16 protein-coding genes and 2 tRNA genes are annotated in these 19,595 nt (G+C 67.7%); 8 read left to right on the plus strand and 10 right to left on the minus strand.

Annotated features, from left to right (window positions below):
- Positions 1–20: 20 nt before the first annotated feature.
- The 6 genes from ACQPYH_RS12555 to ACQPYH_RS12580 all read right to left on the minus strand — a co-directional run bounded on the left by ACQPYH_RS12555 (position 21) and on the right by ACQPYH_RS12580 (position 8,654).
- Positions 21–509, minus strand: a complete 489-nt coding sequence (locus ACQPYH_RS12555; protein WP_432890321.1) for a DUF1269 domain-containing protein — start codon at positions 507–509, stop codon at positions 21–23.
- A gap of 142 nt (positions 510–651) precedes the next feature.
- Complete coding sequence (locus ACQPYH_RS12560; protein WP_432890324.1) at positions 652–2,538, minus strand: ABC transporter ATP-binding protein; 1,887 nt, start codon at positions 2,536–2,538, stop codon at positions 652–654.
- Positions 2,535–4,148 (minus strand): ABC transporter ATP-binding protein, encoded by a 1,614-nt coding sequence (locus ACQPYH_RS12565; RefSeq protein WP_432890327.1) that lies wholly within the window; start codon positions 4,146–4,148, stop codon positions 2,535–2,537. The genes ACQPYH_RS12560 and ACQPYH_RS12565 overlap by 4 nt, the downstream gene beginning before the upstream one ends.
- A 379-nt stretch (positions 4,149–4,527) precedes the next feature.
- The gene (locus tag ACQPYH_RS12570; RefSeq protein WP_432890330.1) at positions 4,528–5,751 is read right to left on the minus strand and encodes an MFS transporter; all 1,224 of its coding nucleotides are present in this window, start codon (positions 5,749–5,751) and stop codon (positions 4,528–4,530) included.
- Positions 5,752–5,815: 64 nt separating this feature from the next.
- Positions 5,816–7,600 (minus strand): vWA domain-containing protein, encoded by a 1,785-nt coding sequence (locus tag ACQPYH_RS12575; RefSeq protein ID WP_432890333.1) that lies wholly within the window; start codon positions 7,598–7,600, stop codon positions 5,816–5,818.
- Positions 7,593–8,654 (minus strand): AAA family ATPase, encoded by a 1,062-nt coding sequence (locus ACQPYH_RS12580; RefSeq protein WP_432890335.1) that lies wholly within the window; start codon positions 8,652–8,654, stop codon positions 7,593–7,595. Before ACQPYH_RS12580 ends, ACQPYH_RS12575 begins: the two co-directional genes overlap by 8 nt.
- Positions 8,655–8,803: 149 nt before the next feature.
- Here ACQPYH_RS12580 and ACQPYH_RS12585 point away from each other — a divergent pair, with 149 nt between their 5' ends.
- Entirely contained in the window at positions 8,804–10,666 is a 1,863-nt protein-coding gene (locus tag ACQPYH_RS12585) for a hypothetical protein (protein ID WP_432890338.1), read from the plus strand.
- Positions 10,667–10,681: 15 nt separating this feature from the next.
- Here the strand turns inward: ACQPYH_RS12585 and ACQPYH_RS12590 are convergent, their stop codons facing one another.
- Complete coding sequence (locus ACQPYH_RS12590; protein ID WP_432890341.1) at positions 10,682–11,239, minus strand: TetR/AcrR family transcriptional regulator; 558 nt, start codon at positions 11,237–11,239, stop codon at positions 10,682–10,684.
- A gap of 62 nt (positions 11,240–11,301) precedes the next feature.
- Between ACQPYH_RS12590 and ACQPYH_RS12595 the strand changes: the two genes are divergently transcribed.
- Entirely contained in the window at positions 11,302–12,375 is a 1,074-nt protein-coding gene (locus ACQPYH_RS12595; protein ID WP_432890343.1) for an alpha/beta fold hydrolase, read from the plus strand.
- 71 nt (positions 12,376–12,446) lie between these two features.
- Positions 12,447–12,776, plus strand: coding sequence for a hypothetical protein (locus ACQPYH_RS12600; protein ID WP_432890344.1), 330 nt, complete (start codon positions 12,447–12,449; stop codon positions 12,774–12,776).
- Here the strand turns inward: ACQPYH_RS12600 and ACQPYH_RS12605 are convergent.
- Together ACQPYH_RS12605 and ACQPYH_RS12610 are read right to left on the minus strand one after the other, a co-directional pair.
- Positions 12,766–13,191: an SMI1/KNR4 family protein gene (locus tag ACQPYH_RS12605; protein ID WP_432890347.1), complete on the minus strand. Its 426-nt coding sequence runs from the start codon at positions 13,189–13,191 to the stop codon at positions 12,766–12,768. The genes ACQPYH_RS12600 and ACQPYH_RS12605 overlap by 11 nt on opposite strands.
- A gap of 249 nt (positions 13,192–13,440) precedes the next feature.
- A tRNA-Gly gene (locus ACQPYH_RS12610) sits at positions 13,441–13,511 on the minus strand.
- Between the two features lie 110 nt (positions 13,512–13,621).
- Here ACQPYH_RS12610 and ACQPYH_RS12615 point away from each other — a divergent pair.
- From ACQPYH_RS12615 to clpX, 5 genes are all read left to right on the plus strand, one after another.
- Positions 13,622–13,694, plus strand: a tRNA-Pro gene (locus tag ACQPYH_RS12615).
- 78 nt (positions 13,695–13,772) lie between these two features.
- Positions 13,773–15,173 (plus strand): trigger factor, encoded by a 1,401-nt coding sequence (gene tig / locus ACQPYH_RS12620; RefSeq protein ID WP_432890350.1) that lies wholly within the window; start codon positions 13,773–13,775, stop codon positions 15,171–15,173.
- Positions 15,174–15,535: 362 nt separating this feature from the next.
- Positions 15,536–16,159 carry a ClpP family protease gene (locus ACQPYH_RS12625; RefSeq protein ID WP_432890353.1) on the plus strand — a complete coding sequence of 208 codons (624 nt, stop codon included), beginning with the start codon at positions 15,536–15,538 and terminating at the stop codon, positions 16,157–16,159.
- Positions 16,160–16,190: 31 nt separating this feature from the next.
- Complete coding sequence (locus tag ACQPYH_RS12630; RefSeq protein WP_130438828.1) at positions 16,191–16,802, plus strand: ATP-dependent Clp protease proteolytic subunit; 612 nt, start codon at positions 16,191–16,193, stop codon at positions 16,800–16,802.
- A gap of 135 nt (positions 16,803–16,937) precedes the next feature.
- Positions 16,938–18,230, plus strand: coding sequence for an ATP-dependent Clp protease ATP-binding subunit ClpX (gene clpX, locus ACQPYH_RS12635; RefSeq protein WP_432890356.1), 1,293 nt, complete (start codon positions 16,938–16,940; stop codon positions 18,228–18,230).
- Positions 18,231–18,291: 61 nt separating this feature from the next.
- On the opposite strand, the gene ACQPYH_RS12640 is transcribed toward clpX, so the two are convergent.
- Positions 18,292–19,590 (minus strand): aspartate aminotransferase family protein, encoded by a 1,299-nt coding sequence (locus tag ACQPYH_RS12640; RefSeq protein ID WP_432890359.1) that lies wholly within the window; start codon positions 19,588–19,590, stop codon positions 18,292–18,294.
- Between the last annotated feature and the right edge of the window lie 5 nt (positions 19,591–19,595).

The following is a 19,595-nucleotide window of genomic DNA, read 5'->3' on the forward strand; positions in this document are numbered from 1 at the left end:
GCTAATAGGTATTACTCCTGTTACTTGCCGCCGAAGGTCTCGTACAGCTCGTCGCGCTCGGCCTCGGTGAGGTTGGTGTCGATGAGCTTGCTGTGCATGCCGTGGAAGCGCTCGCCGACGCGGTCGAGATCGCCTTGCTCGGTGACCACGAACAGTGCCGAGCTTCCTGGTGTCACCTCGGTGCGGATCTTGTGCAGCTGCTCCTTGGTGATGCCGGCATTCTCGGTCGTCTTGGCGATCGCGCCGATCGCGGCGCCGGCCACGCCGCCGATCACCGGCACGAAGAAGAGGGCGCCGAGGAGAACGCCCCACAAGGCGCCCCACCCGGTTCCGCGCCAGGTCTCTTCGTGTGCCTGCTTGGTGGTCGGATGCGAGGCGCCTTCGGGCCACGAGACGACCGCATGGTCGACGATCTTCACCAGCCCGTCTCTCTCGCAGCCCTTGAGCACTGTAGCGGCGTGCTCGGCTCCGTCGGGGCTGTCGAACTTCCACACCGTAAAGGCGGTCATGGTGCACTCCTTGCCGATCTTCACTGCCGGTCATCACATGGTGTCGGCTGGAAGGCACGGCAACGTCACCCCGCTGGGGTGAATCTGAGAAACGCAGCGGGCGCGTGGGTTGATGAACCCACGCGCCCGCGATCACAGACAGTCAGGCCAGGGACTCTTCCCAGGCCTGGTGCAGCCCGGCGTAGTGACCGTCCCGGGTGGCGAGGTCGTCAGGTGCGCCGTCCTCGATGATCCGCCCGTGCTCCAGCACGAGCACCCGGTCCGCGGTCTCGACGGTGGACAGCCGGTGGGCGATCACGATCGCCGTACGGTCGGCCAGGATCGTCTTCAGAGCCCGCTGGATGAGGCGTTCGCTGGGGATGTCCAGGCTGGACGTCGCCTCGTCCAGGATCAGTACGGCGGGGTTGGCCAGGAACGCCCGGGCGAACGCGACCAGCTGACGCTGACCCGCGGACAACCGGGAACCGCGCTTCTCCACCGGGGTGTCGTAGCCGTTGGGCAACGCCGAGATGAAGTCGTGCGCGCCGATCACCTTCGCCGCCTCGACAACCTCCTCCATCGTCGCGTCGGGCTTGCCGAAGCGGATGTTGTCGGCCACCGAGCCGGTGAACAGGAAGTTCTCCTGGGTCACCATGACGACCCGCTCGCGCAGGTCGTCCTCGGCCAGGTCGCGCAGGTCCACACCGTCGAGCAGCAGGTGCCCGCCGGTCGGGTCGTAGAACCGCGCGACCAGTTTGGCGATCGTGGTCTTGCCGGCGCCCGTCGTACCGACCAGGGCCAGCGTCTGACCCGCCGGCACGTCCAGCTGCAGACCGGGCAGTACGGGTACGCCGTCGACGTACTCGAACCGCACGTTCCGCAGTTCCAGGTGACCGCGCTCCTTGCCCGGCTTGGCCGGCTCGATCGGCTCCGGAACGTCCGGGGTCTCGTTCAGCACACCGGACAGCTTCTCCAGCGCCGCCGACGCGGACAGGAACGTGTTGTAGAACTGCGTGATGTCCTGCAGCGGCTCGAAGAACTGCCGCAGGTAGAGCAGGAACGCCGTCAGTACGCCTACCGTCACGTGCCCGTGGTACGCCTGGTAACCGCCGAACGCCAGGATCGCGACGATCGTGATGTTGCCGACGCCCTTGATCGCCGGCATGAACACCGCGTTCAGCCGGAACGACTCGAGGTTCGCCTTCCGGTAGCGGTCGTTGACCCCGTGGAAGATCTCCTCGTTGCGCGGCTCCCGGCGGAACGCCTGGACCGCGCGGATCCCGGTCATCGACTCGACGAAGTGCACGATGACCAGTACGACGGCCTCACGCGTCTGCCGGTACACGACCGCCGACCGCTTCCGGAACCACGCCGTGAGGACCAGCAGTGCCGGGATCGACACCAGGGCGAGCAGCCCGAGCTTGACGTCCAGCGTGATCAGGATGATCGACGTACCGACCAGGGTCAGTACTGCGGTGACCAGGCTGTCGAACCCGCTCGCCAGCATCTCGTCGATGACCTGCACGTCGGACGTCAGCCGGGAGATCACCCGACCGGAGGTGAACCGGTCGTGGAACGCCGGGCTGAGCCGCTGGAAGTGGTCGAACACCCGCTTGCGCAGGCCGAGCAGGATGGTCTGACCCAGCCGCCCGGACCGCAGCAGGAAGATCTGCCGCGCCCACGCCTGCAGCAGCGCCGAGAAGAGCACCGCGATCACGATCGTGATCAGCTGCCGCGAACCCTCGCCGGCCAGGATCGGCGGGATGCCGTTGTCGATACCCAGGTGGACCAGGTATGGCACCGCGAGCCGGGCGGCGTTCTCGACTACCACGATGACCACCAGCAGCCAGATCAGCTTCTGGTACGGCCGGAGCAGCTCCCCGAGCAGCTTGCGGGAGTCCTCCTTCAGCCGGATGGTCGTCGCCCGGGAGATCTCCCGGTCCGGGTCCTCCTCGAACAGGCCCCGCCAGCTCTGCTCCTCCGGGGCCTTCTCGTCCCGTTCCTTCTCCGGTTCCGAAGCCCGAGGAGGTGTTTGCTGGGTCGTCGTCATGCGTGCACCTCCTCTTCTTCGGCCGCGAGCAGGTGCCGGTACGCCGGCACTGTCGCGAGCAGTTCGTGATGGGTTCCGACGTGGGTGATCGTGCCGCCCTGGAGCAGGGCAACCTTGTCGGCCAGCATCACGGTCGACGCGCGGTGCGCGACCACGATGCCGGTGGTGTCGGCGAGCACGTTCTGCAGCGCCTCCTCCACCAGAGCCTCGGTGTGTACGTCGAGCGCCGACAGCGTGTCGTCCAGCACCAGTACGGCCGGCTTGGCGAGCACTGCACGGGCCAGTGCGAGCCGCTGCCGCTGTCCACCCGACAACGACATGCCCTGCTCACCGACGCGGGTCTCCAGACCCCACGGCAGCTCGTTGGCGAACTGCGCCTGCGCCACCTCCAACGCCTGCTGTACGTCGGCCTCGCTCGCGTCCGGCCTGCCGAGCGTCAGGTTCTCCCGGACGCTCATCGAGAACAGTGTCGGGTCGTCGAACGCGGACGCGACCGCGGTCCGCAGCGACACCAGGGACAGGTCCCGGATGTCGTGCCCGTCGATGGTGATCCGTCCGGCGGTCACGTCGTACAGCCGGGGGATCAGTGCGGTCAGAGTGGTCTTGCCGGACCCGGTGGCGCCGACCAGTGCGAGCGTCGTACCAGGGGTCAGGTCGAGGTTGATGTCGTGCAGGACCTCGGTGGAGTCGTCGGAGAACCGGAACCCGACGTGCTCGAAGCGCAGGTGCCCCCGCGAGTTGACGAGCTCCTCCGGACCGGACTTGATCACCGAGTAGGTGTCGAGGATCTCGCTGATCCGGTCCGCCGCGGTCATCGACTCCTGCGCCATCGCCAGGATCGCGCCGAGCGAGGTGACCGGCCAGACCAGGGACAGCATCAGCGTGATGAACGCGACCAGGGTGCCGAGGGTGATCGCCTCCCGGCCGACGGCGAGCGCGCCGAGCAGCAGCACGATCACCAGGGTCAGGTTCGGGATGACGCCGAGGAAGCTCCAGAACCGGGATGCGAGCCGGACCTTCTCGACCTCGGTGTCGTACAGCGTGGTCGCCTCGTCGTCGAACTGGCCCTGGACGTGCGGCCGGCGGCCGAACGCCTTGATCACCCGGAAGCCGAGCGCCGACTCCTCGATCCGGGTGGCCAGGTCGCCCTGCTGGTCCTGCACCTTGCGCGAGATCCGCAGGTACTTCTTCTCGAACTTGAGCGACACCATCACGATCGGCACGGCGGCCACCAGGACCACGAGACCGAGCGGCCAGTACAGCTGCAGCAGCAGGATGGTGACGACGATCAGTTGCAGGATGTTCATCACCAGGAACAGCAGACCGAAGCCCATGAACCGGCGGATCGTGGACAGGTCGGTGGTGACGCGGGAGAGCAGCTGCCCGCTCTGCCAGCGGGTGTGGAACTCCATCGGCAGCGACTGGAGCCGGACGTACAGGTCGTGCCGGAGAGTTGCCTCCAAATCACTGACCGCTCGGGATTGCGCCCAGCGGCGCATCCACACCAAGATGACTTCGGAGATGCTGAGCCCGAGGGCCAGCAGTGCGAGCGGGACCAGCGCGCTCAGCTCGCGGCGGGTTACCGGACCATCGATGATGGCTCGGGTCACCAGCGGAACGGTAAGGCTCACTCCGACGCCGAGCATGGCGGTGGAGAACATCACCGCGAGGCGCCAGCGGTGTGGCTTCAGGTAAGGACGCAGTCGCCACAGGTTGCGGCTGCGTTCGGGGGCACGGGTGGTAGGGGCAGCGATCGACGGCGCTGTGACAGCGTGCTCTGACGGCATCTGGACGGGCGCACTTCCCATCTACTTCGGTTCACAAGGGGCTTGGGCGACCGGAAAACGGCGCACTTTCCAGTATCGCTTAGTAGGTAAGCGCTTGTCCCGCGAATTCCATTCCCTGTCGATGAATAACCACCGGACGCAATAACCCGTCCCGGGCCCACGCGGGAGGCCTGTCCGGACCTATCGCGATTCGTAATTAGTGCTAGGCCATCGATCGCCCAGCCGTTTCCTCTTCGGGCAGCTCGCGCAGTCCGCGCAGCGGCGAGAAGACGGCGACCAGGGTTCCCGCGAGCATGCCCGCGGTGGCGATCAGGAGGGTGGGGCGGATGTGGAGAGCCGTGGCCAGGACCCCTGAGGCGGCCGCGCCCGCGGCCTGGCCGCCGATGACCAGGGTGCGCCAGGAGGCCGTGACCTGGCCGAGGAGGTGGGCAGGAGCCAGCGCCTGGCGCAGCGTGCGCTGCGGTACGCCGAACAGCGACATCCCGAGGCCCGCGAGTACCTGGCCGAGGAGGATGAGCGGCGTGCGGCCGGTGAAGAGCAAGGCGCCGTTGAGCGAGGCAAGGACGCATCCGGACAGGTACGAGCGGCCGATGCCGACCCGCCGGCACCACGGACCGGCTACCAGCGTCCCCACTACCGCAGCGGCGCCGAAGGCGGTCAGCGTGAGGCCTACGAACGCGGGCGAGCGGTGCAGCTCACGGATGAGGAACAGGACGATCAGTGGTCCCTGCAGAGATCCGGCCAGGGCCGCAATGCCCGCGGAGATGACAAGCGGCCTGAGCATCCGGTGACCGAAGAGCACGCGCAGACCTGCCGACAGCTGCACCTCGGAGCGGGGTCGCGCGGGCGGGCGGTCCGGCTCGCGGATCAGGTACGCCGCGATGGTGGACACGATGTACGACGCGGCGTCGATGACGATCGCGAATGGGGCTGTGAGGACCTGGACCAGGAGACCGGCGGCAGACGGGCCGACGGTCGAGGCAAGGTTCAGGCTCAGCAGGGCCGCACTGTTTGCGCGGATCAGGTCCTCACGTGGAACCAGCAACGGGATCATCGTCTGGGACGCGGTGTCGGACAGCAGCGTGAGCACTCCGGTCAGTACGGCGACGACGTACAGCTGCTCGATCCGCAGCGACTGGAGGGCTGCCGCAACCGGCACCGAGCCGAGTAGCAGGAGCCGTCCGACGTCGGTCCAGATCAGCACGCGCCGTCGCGACCACCTGTCCACCCAGACACCCGCCAGCAGTCCGAACAGCAGGTGGGGCGCAATCGACACCGCGGACAGCGCACCCATCTGCACAGCTGATGCCTGCAGAGTCAGCACGGCCACCAGCGGCAGCGCGACAGTGGTGACCGCACTGCCGGATGCAGACACCAGCTGTCCGATCCATAGCTTCCTGAACTCGCCGTTAACGACCCATGCCATACCTGTGAACCTGTCACTCAGGAGAGTCACGCGGCTACGGCTGTTCGCCGCCAGCAGAGCTTGTTCACTCCACGCGAAACACGGGACCCTTTGCAGTGAAGGGGAGTGAGGCGCCGCGGGGGATCAGCCAGGCGTGCTCGCGCCGTACCCGGACGACGTCGCACTGCCCGTCCGTGATGAGCAGGATCGGGCCCTCCGCGGGGAAGTCCTTCGCCCGCTCCAGGAGATCGACACCGGGCTGCAGCACCGTCCCGCCACGACCACGGACCTGCACCCGGCCGGCGATGTCGTCCACGGGCACATACCCGGCGTCGTACGCCGCCGCGTCGCAGTACACGACCCGTGCGGCCGGTACGTCGCGAGCGCGCGAGTACGACGCGATCGCGCCCAGCGCCTTGCCCAGCAGCTCGCGGTCCATCGAGCCGGACGTGTCCAGCACCACGCCGTACGTCGGGAGCCGGTCGAGCTCGACCGGGCGGATCCAGCCCGGGCGCGGTATGTCCGGCGTACCGGATTGGCGGCGGGATGCGCGGGCGTACGTGCGGGTCTTCTCGACGGCCGGCACGTGTTCCTCGAACCAGCGGGCCAGCTGTGCGTCCCACGCGAGCGGCGGGTGGTCCAGCGCGCGGATCTCCTCGACCAGTCCGGCAGGCAGCGTGCCCCGGGCGGAGTCGTGGTACGCCAGACCTGTGGTGAGCGCCCGCCGGTAGATGTCGTCCAGACCGGCGCCGCGTGCGGCCTCACCCGCGTGCGGCAGAGGGTGACCGAGCACGTCGCCCAGTCCGACGCCACGCAGGGTCGCGAGCTTCCGGTAGCGACGCAGGTCGGTGGTGATGCGGTCGTAGACCTCTTCGGCGGACATGCCCTTGAGTACCGGGTCGTCCAGAGCGCCGTCCGGCATGCTGCCGACGCCCATCTCCAGGAGCCAGCCGTTGATCACGAGGTCGGCCGCCACGTTCCACAGGTATGGGTCGCGGCCGCCGACGCGCTCACCGTGTCGCAGGGCAGCGTGCAGCATCTCGTGAGCCATCACGAAGCGCCACTCGCTCAGCGTCATGCTGATGAGCGGATTGACGTAGATCTCGCCGACCGCCGCATTCACCGCAGCGGTGTGGATGTCCCAGCCGCGGGCGAGCTCCGCCTCGGCGACGATCGTCATGCTCGACGCGATCGCACCGAGCAGCGGGTACGACGAGACGAACCAGCCGAGCGCGAGGTCCCATTTGTCCCGCCCGCCACGGCCCGCACCCAGCGAAGAGCGTGCACCGCCGGCGATCTCGACGGCTGCTGCCGTTGCGGCGGACAAGCCGGCAGCGAACAGCTCGCCCCACTCGGGCGGCTTGCCCCAGCCGTTCCAGCGGGCCGTCTCCACGTCCGATGTGTGGCCGGCCGCTCCGAGTCCGTCGTACTCCGCTGGTACGCCTTCGCGCCGCCAGAGGCGTGCCAGCGCGTCCTCCTCCATTGCGGGGAAGGAGGCCGGCAGCTCGACGATCGGCGAACCGAGTTTGAGGGACTGGAGGTAGCGATTGACCGCTACGTCGCACGCGGCCTGGGCGGCGTGGTCCGGTTCCGGTCGGTCGCGGTCCGCGTGGCCGAGACCGAGGTGGATGAGCAGGTGCGCGAAGACCCACGTCCACTCGTCCGGCGTGGCGCGGCGGGTCCGGTGCGTCTGGATCTGGCCGTTCGAGTCGATGATCGCCCAGGCGTCGGCCGGACAGGCGTCGTCCCGGATCGGGCTGCGCATGTAGTCGGCGATCGGCGCGAACAACGGATGCTGCACGATGGTCGTCCACCCGGCCTGGATCGCCTCCCACGCCTGATCGCGCTGCTTCTTGCGCTGTTTAGGCACGTGCGGCAACCAGCCGCGGCAGGTCGCGGCTGACCTCGACGAGGAACCAGGTCGGCAGCACCGGACGGCCGTCGTCGTCGGACGCGATCACCAGCTGCGCGATCTCGAGCGAGATCTCCGCCAGCTCCACCAGCAGCGCCTTGCCGCGGTGTGCGAGCTGACGGGCCGCCGGGTTGGCGGAGGTCTTGTCGGCGGCCAGTTCCTTGATCAGCCGGGCGCGGAAGGTCTCGGCGAGGAAGTAGAGCAGGTCGCGGTCCTCCGGAGCGGCCGGCCAACCGGTCTCACCCTTGAGCACGGCGTCCAGCCCGAACGCGTGGCGGACCGTCTTCACGTACGCGCGGAACGTGGAGGCGTGCGCGGCGGACAAGGTGCCGAAGGCAAGCACCCGGAGGGTCTCGTCGGCCACGTCATCGCCGTACGACTGCAGGGCGTCCGAGAGCATGTGCCAGGAGCGCGGGGTGGAGAACGGCTCCTCGGTCTTCGGCGGTGCGGTCCACAGGTGGTCGGGGCGGTTGCGCAGGTACTCGAGGATCCACGGGTGGATGCTCGCCGTACCGGCCCACTGCAGCCAGTCGCTCGCGGAGGCACGCAGGTGGACGTGGACGAGCCGGTTGACCAGTGCGCTCGCCATCGGACGGGCCAGCGCATTGTCGGTGGCGCGGTTGCCGGCGCCGATCACGACGGAGCCCTCGGGCAGCTCGTACTCACCGATCCGGCGGTCGAGGATGAGCGAGTAGAAGGCCTTCTGGACCTCGGCGGACGATGCGTTCAGCTCATCGAGGAACAGGCAGTACGGCTCGTCCCGCGCGATCGCGACGGGCGGTGCGAAGCGGCTGCGGCCGTCGACGATCTGCGGTACGCCGATGAGGTCCTCCGGCGCGAGCTGCGTGCCCAGCAGCGTCACGCACTCCAGACCGAGCGATTCGGCGAACTCCCGCACCAGACTGCTCTTGCCGATCCCCGGCGCGCCCCAGAGGAAGACCGGCCGCACCACTGCGACGTGCAGCAGTACTTCGGGCAGCTCTGCCGCCGATACCGTGATTCCCGCCTGCATTCGTTCCTTTCGATTTCGTCGCTGGTCAGCCCTTCAGGATCCTCCTGGCGTCACGGTGTGTCACTCTGTTTTCCACGGCGCTTCCGTTACCGGTGGTTACTGGCTAGGGTGCGGCCCGTTGTCTTCGGAGTACTGGGGGGTCTCTCGTGGTGAGCTTTCGGGTCAAGGCCGCGGCTGTGTGCGCCGTCGTACTGCTGCCGTTGTCGGCATCGCAGGTGATGGCTGCCGACCCGCCACCGCACCTGGGGGCGGGGGTGCTGGTCCCGGGGCGGTCTGCCGTCGACGTGGGGATGTCCGGCGCCCGCGTGGTCGTGTCGAACCCGGTCTACGAGACCAGCAACAACGGGACCACCTGGACCGCTTCTGGCGGTACGAACGTCGGCAAGCCGCTGCAGGTCGAGGGGACTGCGCTGCTGACGTTCGACGGGAGTACTGCGAAGGTCGGCGGGCTCACGTTCCCCGCTGCGGACGAGGTGGTGCTCGGGAAGGGCGGCAAGCTCGTCTCGGACCGTACGCCGGCCGGAGCGACCGCAGCGGTGTACGACGTCGCCTCCAAGACCAAGCTGGCCGACTATGCCCCGCCGTTCGCCATGTCCGGCGACACCGTGTGGAAGGTGACGTCGCCGGGGCATCTGGACGGCAAGAACCTGACTACCGGTGCCGTGAAGAGCCTGCTCGTCGCCAGCGCGTGCACCGTCGGCCCGTCCAATGTGAATGGCCGCTGGGCTGTGCTGAGCGGCTGCAACCAGGTTGTCGACGTTGCAGGCCCGCAGCCGCCGCGGAACCTGTCCGTGGCCGCGGACTCCCAGCTGGGCAACGGCTTTGCTGTGCAGGCGTCTGGATCGGACCTGCTGGTCACCGACCTCAACGATCCGGCTTTCGGTCAGCGCAGGTACGGACCGATCCGCACCGCCAGCCCCAGCTTCCGCGCGGACGGCTCCGGTCTGGCGAAGATCGTGTACGCCGACTCGGACGGCAATCCCCGCGTGATCACGCTGAGCTGGCTGACCCCGGATCCGCAGCAGCACCCGGACACGCTTGCTCCCGTACTGACCAGTGCGTCGGCCGGCGACCGGGTGCGTGACAACACCAGCTTGTCCTTCGACTGGGCCTTCACCGACCCGCAGGACCCGAACTCGCCTGCTACCGGCGTTTTGAGCTACGACCTGCGCATCCAGCAGCGCCCGAACCGGACGTCGCCGTACGGCGCCTGGAATCTGGTGCCGGGGTGGCAGGGGCTGAAGACGACTGCAGCGAGTCTGACTGCGCCGATCGGCACGGATACGTGCTGGTCGGTCCGTGCGCGTGACTATGCGGGCAATGTGAGCGCGTGGAGTGCGTCGTACTGCAGTGAGGTCGATGGGACTGCGCCGTCACTTGTGACTTGGCGGATCGGCGATCGGGTGCAGCTGACCGGGACCGCGACTGTTCGGTGGGCTTACAAGGACGACACCGACATCGCGTCGTACGACGTGGTGTACAAGACCGCCGCACCGGGTGCGGCGCTCGGCAAGTGGATCTACCCGGCCACCTGGCAGAACACGCGCATCACGTCGATCACCTGGGCGCCCCGCCTCGGGTGGGACGAGTGCTTCATGGTCCGGTCCCGCGACTACCTGGGCAACCTGTCCGCCTGGGCCGCCCCCATCTGCTCAGTAGCCCCCGAGGACGACCGCGCCCTGACCTCCGCCGGCACCGTCACCCGCACCACCAGCACCCTCGCCTTCCAGGGCACCACCACCATCCTCAAAGCCAACGGCGCCTACCTGACCAAGGCCACGGAAGCGGGCCAACGCATAGCCCTAGTAGCGCTCCACGGTCCCGGCCAAGGCCGCGTAGACATCTACCACGCCAACATCAAAATCGGCACCGTCTCCCTGGCCGCCACCACCACAAGCCGAGTAGTCACCTACCTCCCCACCACCGTCTTCCGCACCGGCGCCCTCAAAATCATCTCCACCACCACAGCCCCAGCCTCAATAGACGCCATAGCCTTCCTCCGCGCCCCATAACCCAAGCCGCGCCCGCTAGCTGAGGTTGGCGAGTGCTTGGAGGGCTTGGGTGACGTGGTGGGGGAATGACTCGTCGTTGTCGGAGTCGAGCCAGTGGGTGAGGGCTACTCGGGTGGCGGCGACTGTGGCGGCTGCTACCGCGGTGGCGGCTAGGGGGTCGGGGAGGCGGTCCTGGACGGCGGCTGCCAGCGGGGCTTCCAGGGTGCTGAGGTCCTTCAGGTACTCGCCGCGGAGCGCGGGCTCACGGGTGATCAGGCGCAGCGCGGCCCGGTCCGGATCGGGACCGAGGAACTCCGCTGTGATCGCCGCGGTGATGGCTGCCAGCAGCGGTTCATCAGCGGGACGAGCACGCAACGCATCCGCGATCCGCCCAGCGCGATCGGCGTACAGCGCACAGATCGCCTCTTCACGGCTCCCGAAGTACCCGTTGTAAGTCCGCGGCGCAACGCCGGCCCGGTCAGCGATATCCGCGACCCGGACGTTCTCCGTCCCCACCTCGACCGCCAGGCCCCGCGCAGCCGCCCCCAGCGCCGCCCGCGTCGCCACCTTCTTCCGCTCCCGAAGTCCACTCACAACCGAATAGTAGCGCAGCACGCATATTTGCGCGCCACGCAAGTTTGCGTATGCTGCCGATCATGGACGAGTTCATCGAGGTTCCAGGCGCACGCTTCCGTATCCGGTCCGGTGGCTCCGGCCCGATTCTGCTCTTGCTGGGCGGTGCAGCCGAAGGCGGCGGCCTCGGCGTACTGCGAGACCTGCTGGAGCCGTCGTACACCGTCATCACCTACGACCGCCGAGGCCTCGGCGAAAGCACCGTGGACGCCCCCGACGCGCCCGTCGAGGTAGCCGACGATGCCGACGACGCGGCAGCCGTCCTAGCCGCCATCACCCCCGAGCCGGCCTACGTAGCCAGCACCAGCAACGGCGCAGTCCAAGCCCTAGAACTAGCCCTCCGCCACCCAAACCGCATCCGCACCCTCCTGGCCCACGAGCCACCCCTCCCACACCTCCTCCCACCACCCCAACGCGACCAGATCACCACCACCCAGTCCCAAATCACCACCCACCTCCAAACAGCCACCCCCACAACCGCCACCCCCCTCCTATCCACCCTCACCGGCCTCCCCACCCCACCCAAATCCCTCGCCACCCCCGCACCACCACCCCCCACCACCCCCACGCCCGCCGATCCCGCGCCCGAGGCGCCCATCGCGCCTGTGCCCGCCGTGCCCGCGCCCGCAGCACCAGCCCTCGCGGGGCCGACGGTCGCCGAGTCCACGCCCGCCGGGCCTACGCCCGAGGCGCCCGTCGCGCCTGTGCTCGCCGTGCCCGCGCCCGCAGCACCAGCGCTCGCGGGGCCCACGGTCGCCGGTCCTCTGCCCGCCGGGCTTCCGCCCGAGGGGCCCGTCGCGCCGGCAGTCGACGGGTCCGGCGGTTCCATGGATGAGGTGCGTGCTGCGTTCCTCCGCCGAGTGGCGCTACCACTGCACCGGTACCGGCCGGACCGCGATGCGCTCGCCACGTGCCCTGTCTCAATCGTCATCGGCGCAGGCGAAGAAGCCCCCACCCTGGTCGGCCCCCTCAGCGCAACCGCCCTCGCCGCCCTCCGCCGTACTGCGGTAACCGTCTTCCCAGGCGGCCACGCCGGCTACCTCCAGAAGCCGGCCGAGTTCACCGCCATCCTCCGGACAGTCCTCCCGCCCACCTAAAGGTTGCCGCCAGCAACCTCCCTCATCACCGCCCGTGGTAACGGTCGACCGCCCATCGCGATAGACGATTCGTGACGGGGAACAGCAGGACCGGGTGGCTCGGTGGGGCAATTTATGTGCTCGCCGTACTCGCCTTCGCGATCTACGTCTACGCCGTGGACTTCGACCTGATCAGGTTCCTCTGGCTAGGAACCGCACTAGTCGGCCTCGCAGTCCCCTACGTGAGCTACCTAGCCTCAGTGCCACCCATCTTGCTAGGCCTAGCAGACCCAGTAGACGGAAACGCCCTGCTCCCAGTCCTCATCCTCCTGTGGACCCTCGCCGCAATCAGCAACGTCACCCTCGCCCGACTGATCTGTGGAGCAGGCCGGACCAAAGCCGCCGGGCGCGTCAGGTCTTGATCTGCCCGGACACCCACCCCAACCAGAATTCGCGAAGGCTCGGTGCGAGTGGTCGCGCTTCCTGCTCGATAGGCGACCAAGTGAAGATGGTCGGCTTCCCGTCCAGTGCGACACAGAAGGGATCCCCGGCGCCGTCGTCTCCGAAGCCAAGCAGTTCCCGGCGAGCCTCGGACTCCCATCCGCTCCAGGCTTCAAGGTTCCAGCGGGCGACGTCTACAAGCCGCCACATCACAAACCACTCACCCGGTTTGTCGAAGATGCCGTCCGTCACCTCATACAGTCCGCGCAACTCACCGGGGAACGCGACCCCGAGCCGAAGCTCAACCGCCGCAATCTCGCCAGGATCCGCGGGACCCTGCAACTTCAAGCCGTCGTCACCAGTCCGCAGTGTTTGTAGCCAGGCGGCCGCGTCCATACCAAGCAGGCTCTCACGCCAGCCCCCGACGAACCCACAAGCCAAACACGCCCGACCCAGCACCCGAGCCCACCGCAAAACCCGACCCAAGAGCCGAGCGCAAAACCCGAGCCAAGAGCCGAGCGCAGCGAAGGCGCAGGGGGTGCGGGTGGCGGAGCCCCCGCTCGCGCCGAGCGGAGCGAGGGCGCACAAATGACGAGGGCGAGCTGGCCTGCGCTTTTCGCAGGCACGGCTCGCCCATCGTCCGAGAGCGGGTGACGAGAATCGAACTCGCGTAGTCAGTTTGGAAGACTGGGGCTCTACCATTGAGCTACACCCGCGTGGTGCTGCGGAACATGATTCCACAGACCGGGGGGTGGACTCAAAATGGGTTTCGGGAGCCCGGTGGCGCGAGCAGTGGTTCGGGGCGGCTAGACTTCTCCGGTCACTGCGGGGCGTAGCGTAGTGGCTAGCGCGCCTGCTTTGGGAGCAGGAGACCGCAGGTTCGAGTCCTGTCGCCCCGACAAACCCCCTGCAGCTCTGCTGCGGTCCGGGCCGTCGCCCGTGCTGGCAATGTCATCGAATCAAGGAGAACCGCCACCGTGAAGAGCACCGTCGAGTCCTTGAGCCCGACGAAGGTCAAGCTCATTGTCGAGGTGCCGTTCGAGGAGCTCAAGCCGAGCCTCGACGCGGCGTACAAGAGCATCGCCCAGCAGATCCAGGTGCCGGGCTTCCGCAAGGGCAAGATCCCGCCGCAGGTCATCGACCAGCGCGTCGGCCGCGGCCCTGTGCTCGAGGAGGCGATCAACGACGCGCTCCCGAAGCTCTACTCGCAGGCTGTCAGCGACAACCAGGTGAAGGCGATCGGCCGGCCCGAGGTTGACGTGACCGAGTTCAACGACAAGGAGAGCCTGCAGTTCTCCGCCGAGGTCGAGGTCCGCCCGGAGATCACCCTGCCGGACCTGGAGGGCCTGGAGGCCCAGGTCGAGGACCTCGCGATCTCCGACGACGAGGTCGACGAGCAGATCGAGGGCCTGCGGCAGCGGTTCGGCTCGCTGAACCCGGTCGAGCGCGCGGTGCAGGACAAGGACTTCATCACCCTGGACCTGTCGGCCAGCAAGGACGGCGAGAAGGTCGAGGAGGCGCAGGCGACCGGCCTGTCGTACCAGGTGGGCAGCGGTCAGCTGCTGGACGGCCTGGACGAGGCGGTCACCGGTCTGAGCGCCGGCGAGAAGAAGACGTTCGTCACCCAGCTGGTCGGCGGTGCGCTCAAGGGCGACGACGTCGACGTCGAGGTGACGGTGACCGCGGTCAAGGAGCAGGAGCTGCCGGAGCTCGACGACGAGTTCGCGCAGACCGCTTCGGAGTTCGACACCGCGGATGAGCTGACCGCCGACGTGCGGACCCGGCTGGAGCGCGGCAAGCGGCTCGAGCAGGCCGGCGAGGCGCGTGACGCCGTACTGGAGAAGATCCTGACGCTGGTCGACGTGCCGGTGCCCGAGGGTCTGCTGACCGACGAGCTCGCCGCCCGCAAGGAGAACCTGGAGCAGCAGCTCGGGTACTCCGGGATGACGATGGAGCAGTTCCTCGAGGGTGAGGAGCAGTCCCAGGACGAGTTCGACGAGGACCTGAAGAAGCGCTCCGAGGACGCGATCAAGGCGCAGTTCGTGCTGGATCTGGTGGCCGAGCAGCAGGAGCTGAGCGTCAACGACCAGGAGCTGACCGAGCACATCGTCCGGCACGCGCAGCGTTCCGGCGTCAGCCCGGACCAGTTCGCCCAGCACGCGGTCGAGAACAACCTGGTCCCGAGCCTGGTGTCCGAGGTCGTCCGCGGTAAGGCGCTGGCCTACCTGGTCGAGAACGCGACGGTCACCGACGCGTCCGGCAACACGGTCGAGCTGAAGACCCTGCAGCCCGACGGCACGTACGCCGACCCCGAGGCCGAGGGCGCCGATGAGGCGTCCGACGCCGAGGCCCCGGTCGCGGAGCCCGCGAAGGCCTGATCCACGGCGTAACGGCCCGGCACCCAGCGATGGGTTCCGGGCCGTTCGCATTTTGCGAACCGGCTGCAAGGAAACCGACGGCTGGACCGCCTAGCGTGGCTGGTGAAACGATTTCCGAGCGAGGAGGCGGGTGTGACCGCGCTGCTGGAGGAGCCTGAGGTCGACCGTCCTGAGCTCTCCGAAGTACCTGACGAGGAAGCGGTCGACGAGCCCGGATCCGTTGTTCTGTGCGGCTGGTGAATACGTCCCGAATTCGCTGACAGCAGACAGACAGCAGACAGATCAGGCATGAGGATGCGCCGTGAGCGAACACCTACGGCCCAGCCTTAGGTCTGTCGCCGTCGACCAGTAATGTCGGGTTCGTGAACGAGACATTTGCAGCCAGCCCCACCGCCGCGGGCGGCAACGGATCCGGCGGACAAGACGACGACATCTACCGCGAGCTGCGGAAAAACCGGATCATCTTCCTGGGCTCCGAGGTTCGCGACGACAACTCGAACGCGATCATCGCGCAGATGCTCCTGCTGAACGCTCAGGACCCCAACGCGGACATCTGGCTGTACATCAACTCGCCGGGTGGCTCGGTGGACTCAGGCATGGCGATCTACGACACCATGCAGTGGATCTCCAACGACGTCGCCACGGTCGGGATGGGTCTGGCCGCCTCGATGGGCCAGTTCCTGCTCTGCGCCGGCGCGAAGAACAAGCGGTTCGCGCTGCCGCACACCCGGGTCATGATGCACCAGCCGTCCGGCGGTATGGGCGGTACGGCCTCCGACATCAAGATCCAGGCCGAGCAGTCGCTGCACCTGAAGGCGCTGCTGTTCAAGCTGATCTCGGAGCACACCAACCAGCCGCTCGAGCAGGTGGAGAACGACGCCGACCGCGACCGCTGGTTCACCGCCGACGCGGCCAAGGAGTACGGCTTCATCGACCACGTGGTCACCAGCGCCGCCCAGCTCAGCCAGGGCAGCCCGAACTCCTGATCTCCCACTCCGTCTCAGTTAAGGACGCACAATGAACTACTTCATCCCGCAGTGGGAGGAGCGCACGTCGTACGGCATGCGCCGCATCGATCCCTACACGAAGCTGTTCGAGGACCGCATCATCTTCCTCGGCACGCCGATCACCGACGAGATCGCGAACGCGGTGATGGCGCAGCTGCTGTGCCTGCAGTCGATGGACTCCGACCGCGACATCAGCATCTACATCAACTCCCCGGGCGGCTCGTTCACGGCGCTGACCGCGATCTACGACACCGTCCGTTACATCAAGCCGGATGTGCAGACGGTCTGCCTCGGCCAGGCGGCGTCCGCGGCGGCTGTGCTGCTCGCGGCCGGTACGCCGGGCAAGCGCCTCGCCCTGCCGAACAGCCGGATCATCATTCACCAGCCGGCCACCGAGGGCACCTACGGCCAGTCCTCCGACATCGAGATCCAGGCGAACGAGATTCTCCGCCTGCGTGCGCTGCTGGAGACCATGCTGGCCGACTCCAGCGGCAAGTCCCGCGAGGAGGTCTCCCGCGACATCGAGCGGGACAAGTTCCTGACCGCCGAGCAGGCCATCGAGTACGGCTTGATCGACGACGTCCTGCAGACCCTCAAGACCCCGGTCCCGGCCGGCGTCTGACCCGGCCGACGGCCTGTCAAGAGCTCGACGCGTTCGCCACCGGCGTAGTCACAACCCGGTGGCGAGCGCGGTTTTTTAGCCCACGACGGGGTACCGTCGAAACGGTCCGACTGCGCATAGAAGGGATCTGTCCCGGTGGCACGCATTGGTGACGGCGGTGACCTGCTCAAGTGCTCGTTCTGTGGAAAGAGTCAGAAGCAGGTCAAGAAGCTCATCGCCGGTCCCGGCGTCTACATCTGCGACGAATGCATCGATCTCTGTAACGAGATCATCGAGGAGGAGCTGAACGAGGGCTCCGAGGTCGGTCTCACCGAGCTTCCCAAGCCGCGGGAGATCTACGACTTCCTCAACGCGTACGTCGTCGGACAGGACGTGGCGAAGAAGGCGCTCGCAGTAGCGGTGTACAACCACTACAAGCGGGTTCGCGACGGTCAGGGCGCCTCGAGCGCCGGCCGGCACGCGAAGGACGAGGCCGTCGAGCTGGCCAAGTCCAACATCTTGCTGATCGGCCCGACGGGCTGCGGCAAGACCTACCTCGCCCAGACGCTGGCCCGGATGCTCAACGTCCCGTTCGCGATCGCGGACGCGACGGCGCTGACCGAGGCCGGCTATGTCGGCGAGGACGTCGAGAACATCCTGCTCAAGCTGATCCAGGCGGCGGACTACGACGTCAAGAAGGCCGAGACCGGAATCATCTACATCGACGAGGTCGACAAGATCGCCCGCAAGAGCGAGAACCCGTCGATCACCCGCGATGTCTCCGGTGAAGGTGTCCAGCAGGCGCTGCTGAAGATCCTGGAAGGCACCACCGCGAGTGTCCCGCCGCAGGGCGGCCGCAAGCACCCGCACCAGGAGTTCATCCAGATCGACACGACCAACGTGCTGTTCATCGTCGGCGGCGCGTTCGCCGGTCTGGACCACATGGTCGAGCAGCGGGTCGGCAAGAAGACCCTCGGCTTCAACGCCTCCCGCGAGCCGGAGAAGCCGAAAGAGCTCGGCGGGTACGCCGATGTCATGCCGGAGGACCTGCTCAAGTTCGGGCTGATCCCCGAGTTCATCGGCCGGCTCCCGGTCATCACGACGGTGTCGCCGCTGGACCGCGACGCGCTGATCAAGATCCTGTCGGAGCCGAAGAACGCGCTGGTCAAGCAGTACCGGCGGCTGTTCGAGATCGACAACGTCGAGCTGGAGTTCAGCGACGACGCGGTCGAGGCGATCGCGGACCAGGCGCTGCTGCGCGGCACCGGCGCCCGTGGTCTGCGGGCGATCATGGAAGAGGTCCTCCTCAACGTGATGTACGAGGTGCCTAGCCGCGAGGACGTCGCCAAGGTCGTCGTCACCGGCGACGTCGTACTGGAGAACGTCAACCCGACGTTGATCCCGCGTGACCAGCTCGAGCGCACCAAGCGCCGCGAGAAGAGCGCGTAACAGAACACGACGAAAGGGAGGCCGGAGTCCGCTGTACGGCGGACTCCGGCCTCCTTCTCGTCTACAGGGAAGAAAGCACTGAGTCCGCTGCCGCAAGAGTCTCGTCGACCTGGTCCGCGGTGTGCTCGGTGGACAGGAACCACAGTCCACGCGGGACGATGTTGATCCCGGCGGCGAACAGGCCCGCGTGGAACCGAGCCATCGCGCCCCGGTCGCAGGCAGCGAACGATCGGTAGTCGACCACCTCGGCCTGGTCGGTGATGTAGGTCTGGAACACCGGGCCCGGACCGTCCACCAGCAGCGGTACGCCGTGCTTGGCAGCTGCGGCGCGCAGGCCGGTCATCAGCCGTTGGCCGGTCGCGTTCAGCGATGGGTAGACGTCGTCGCGGTTCTCGTCGAGTTCACGCAGTACCGCGTCGGCGGCCGCCATCCCGACCGGGTGCGAGTTGAACGTCCCCGCGTGCGCCACCTTGCCGTCGGCAATCGTCCCCATCACCTCCGCCGATCCGACCAGCGCGGACACCTGCATCCCGCCGGCCATCGCTTTCCCAAAGGCTGCCAGATCGGGTACGACGCCGAGCAGCTCGCCCGCACCGCCGGGAGCCACGCGAAAGCCGGTGATGATCTCGTCGAAGATCAGCAACGACCCGTGCTGCCTCGTCAGCTCCCGCAGCGCCTCGAGGTAGCCGGGTCGAGGCGTGATGCAGCCGGTGTTGCACAGCAGGGGTTCGAGGATGACGGCGGCGATGTCGTCGCCACACCGCAACAACACGTCCGAAACAGCGGCCAGGTCGTTGTACGGGAGCACGATCAGGTCGTCGGCGTCGTGGCGCGGCTGGCCCGCCGTACCGCCGACTGCGGTGGGATGCCGGGCGTCACCAGCCAGCGCGAGGTCCGGGTGCACGCTGTAGAGCACCGGGTCGAGCCAGCCGTGGTAGTTGCCCTCGAACTTCACGATCTTCGGCCGACCGGTGTGACCGCGGGCCAGGCGGATCGCACCGTGCACCGCCTCCGAGCCGACGCTGTTGAAGCGAACCAGCTCCGCTGCGGGGACCATGGCGCAGAGGCGCTCCGCGACCCGTGCCTCCAGCTCGTGCTGTGCGGCATACGCGACGCCACGGCGTACCTGGGTCGAGACGGCATCGGCGACAACTGGTGCGGCGTGGCCGAGGAGGTTGGGGCCTTGACCGAGCACGTAGTCCAGGTAGCGGTTGCCGTCCACGTCCCACAGCTCTGCGCCGCTGGCGTGGTCCACGAACAGGGGCCGGTCGGCACGTCGGGCGTCGCTGGAGACTCCACCGGTGATCACCTTCTGGGCACGCTGGTACAGGCGGTCGGCGTGGTCGTGGGTTCTCTGCACGGGTG

This window comes from Kribbella sp. CA-245084 (assembly GCF_050942355.1).
In the GTDB taxonomy this organism is placed as follows: Bacteria; Actinomycetota; Actinomycetes; order Propionibacteriales; family Kribbellaceae; genus Kribbella.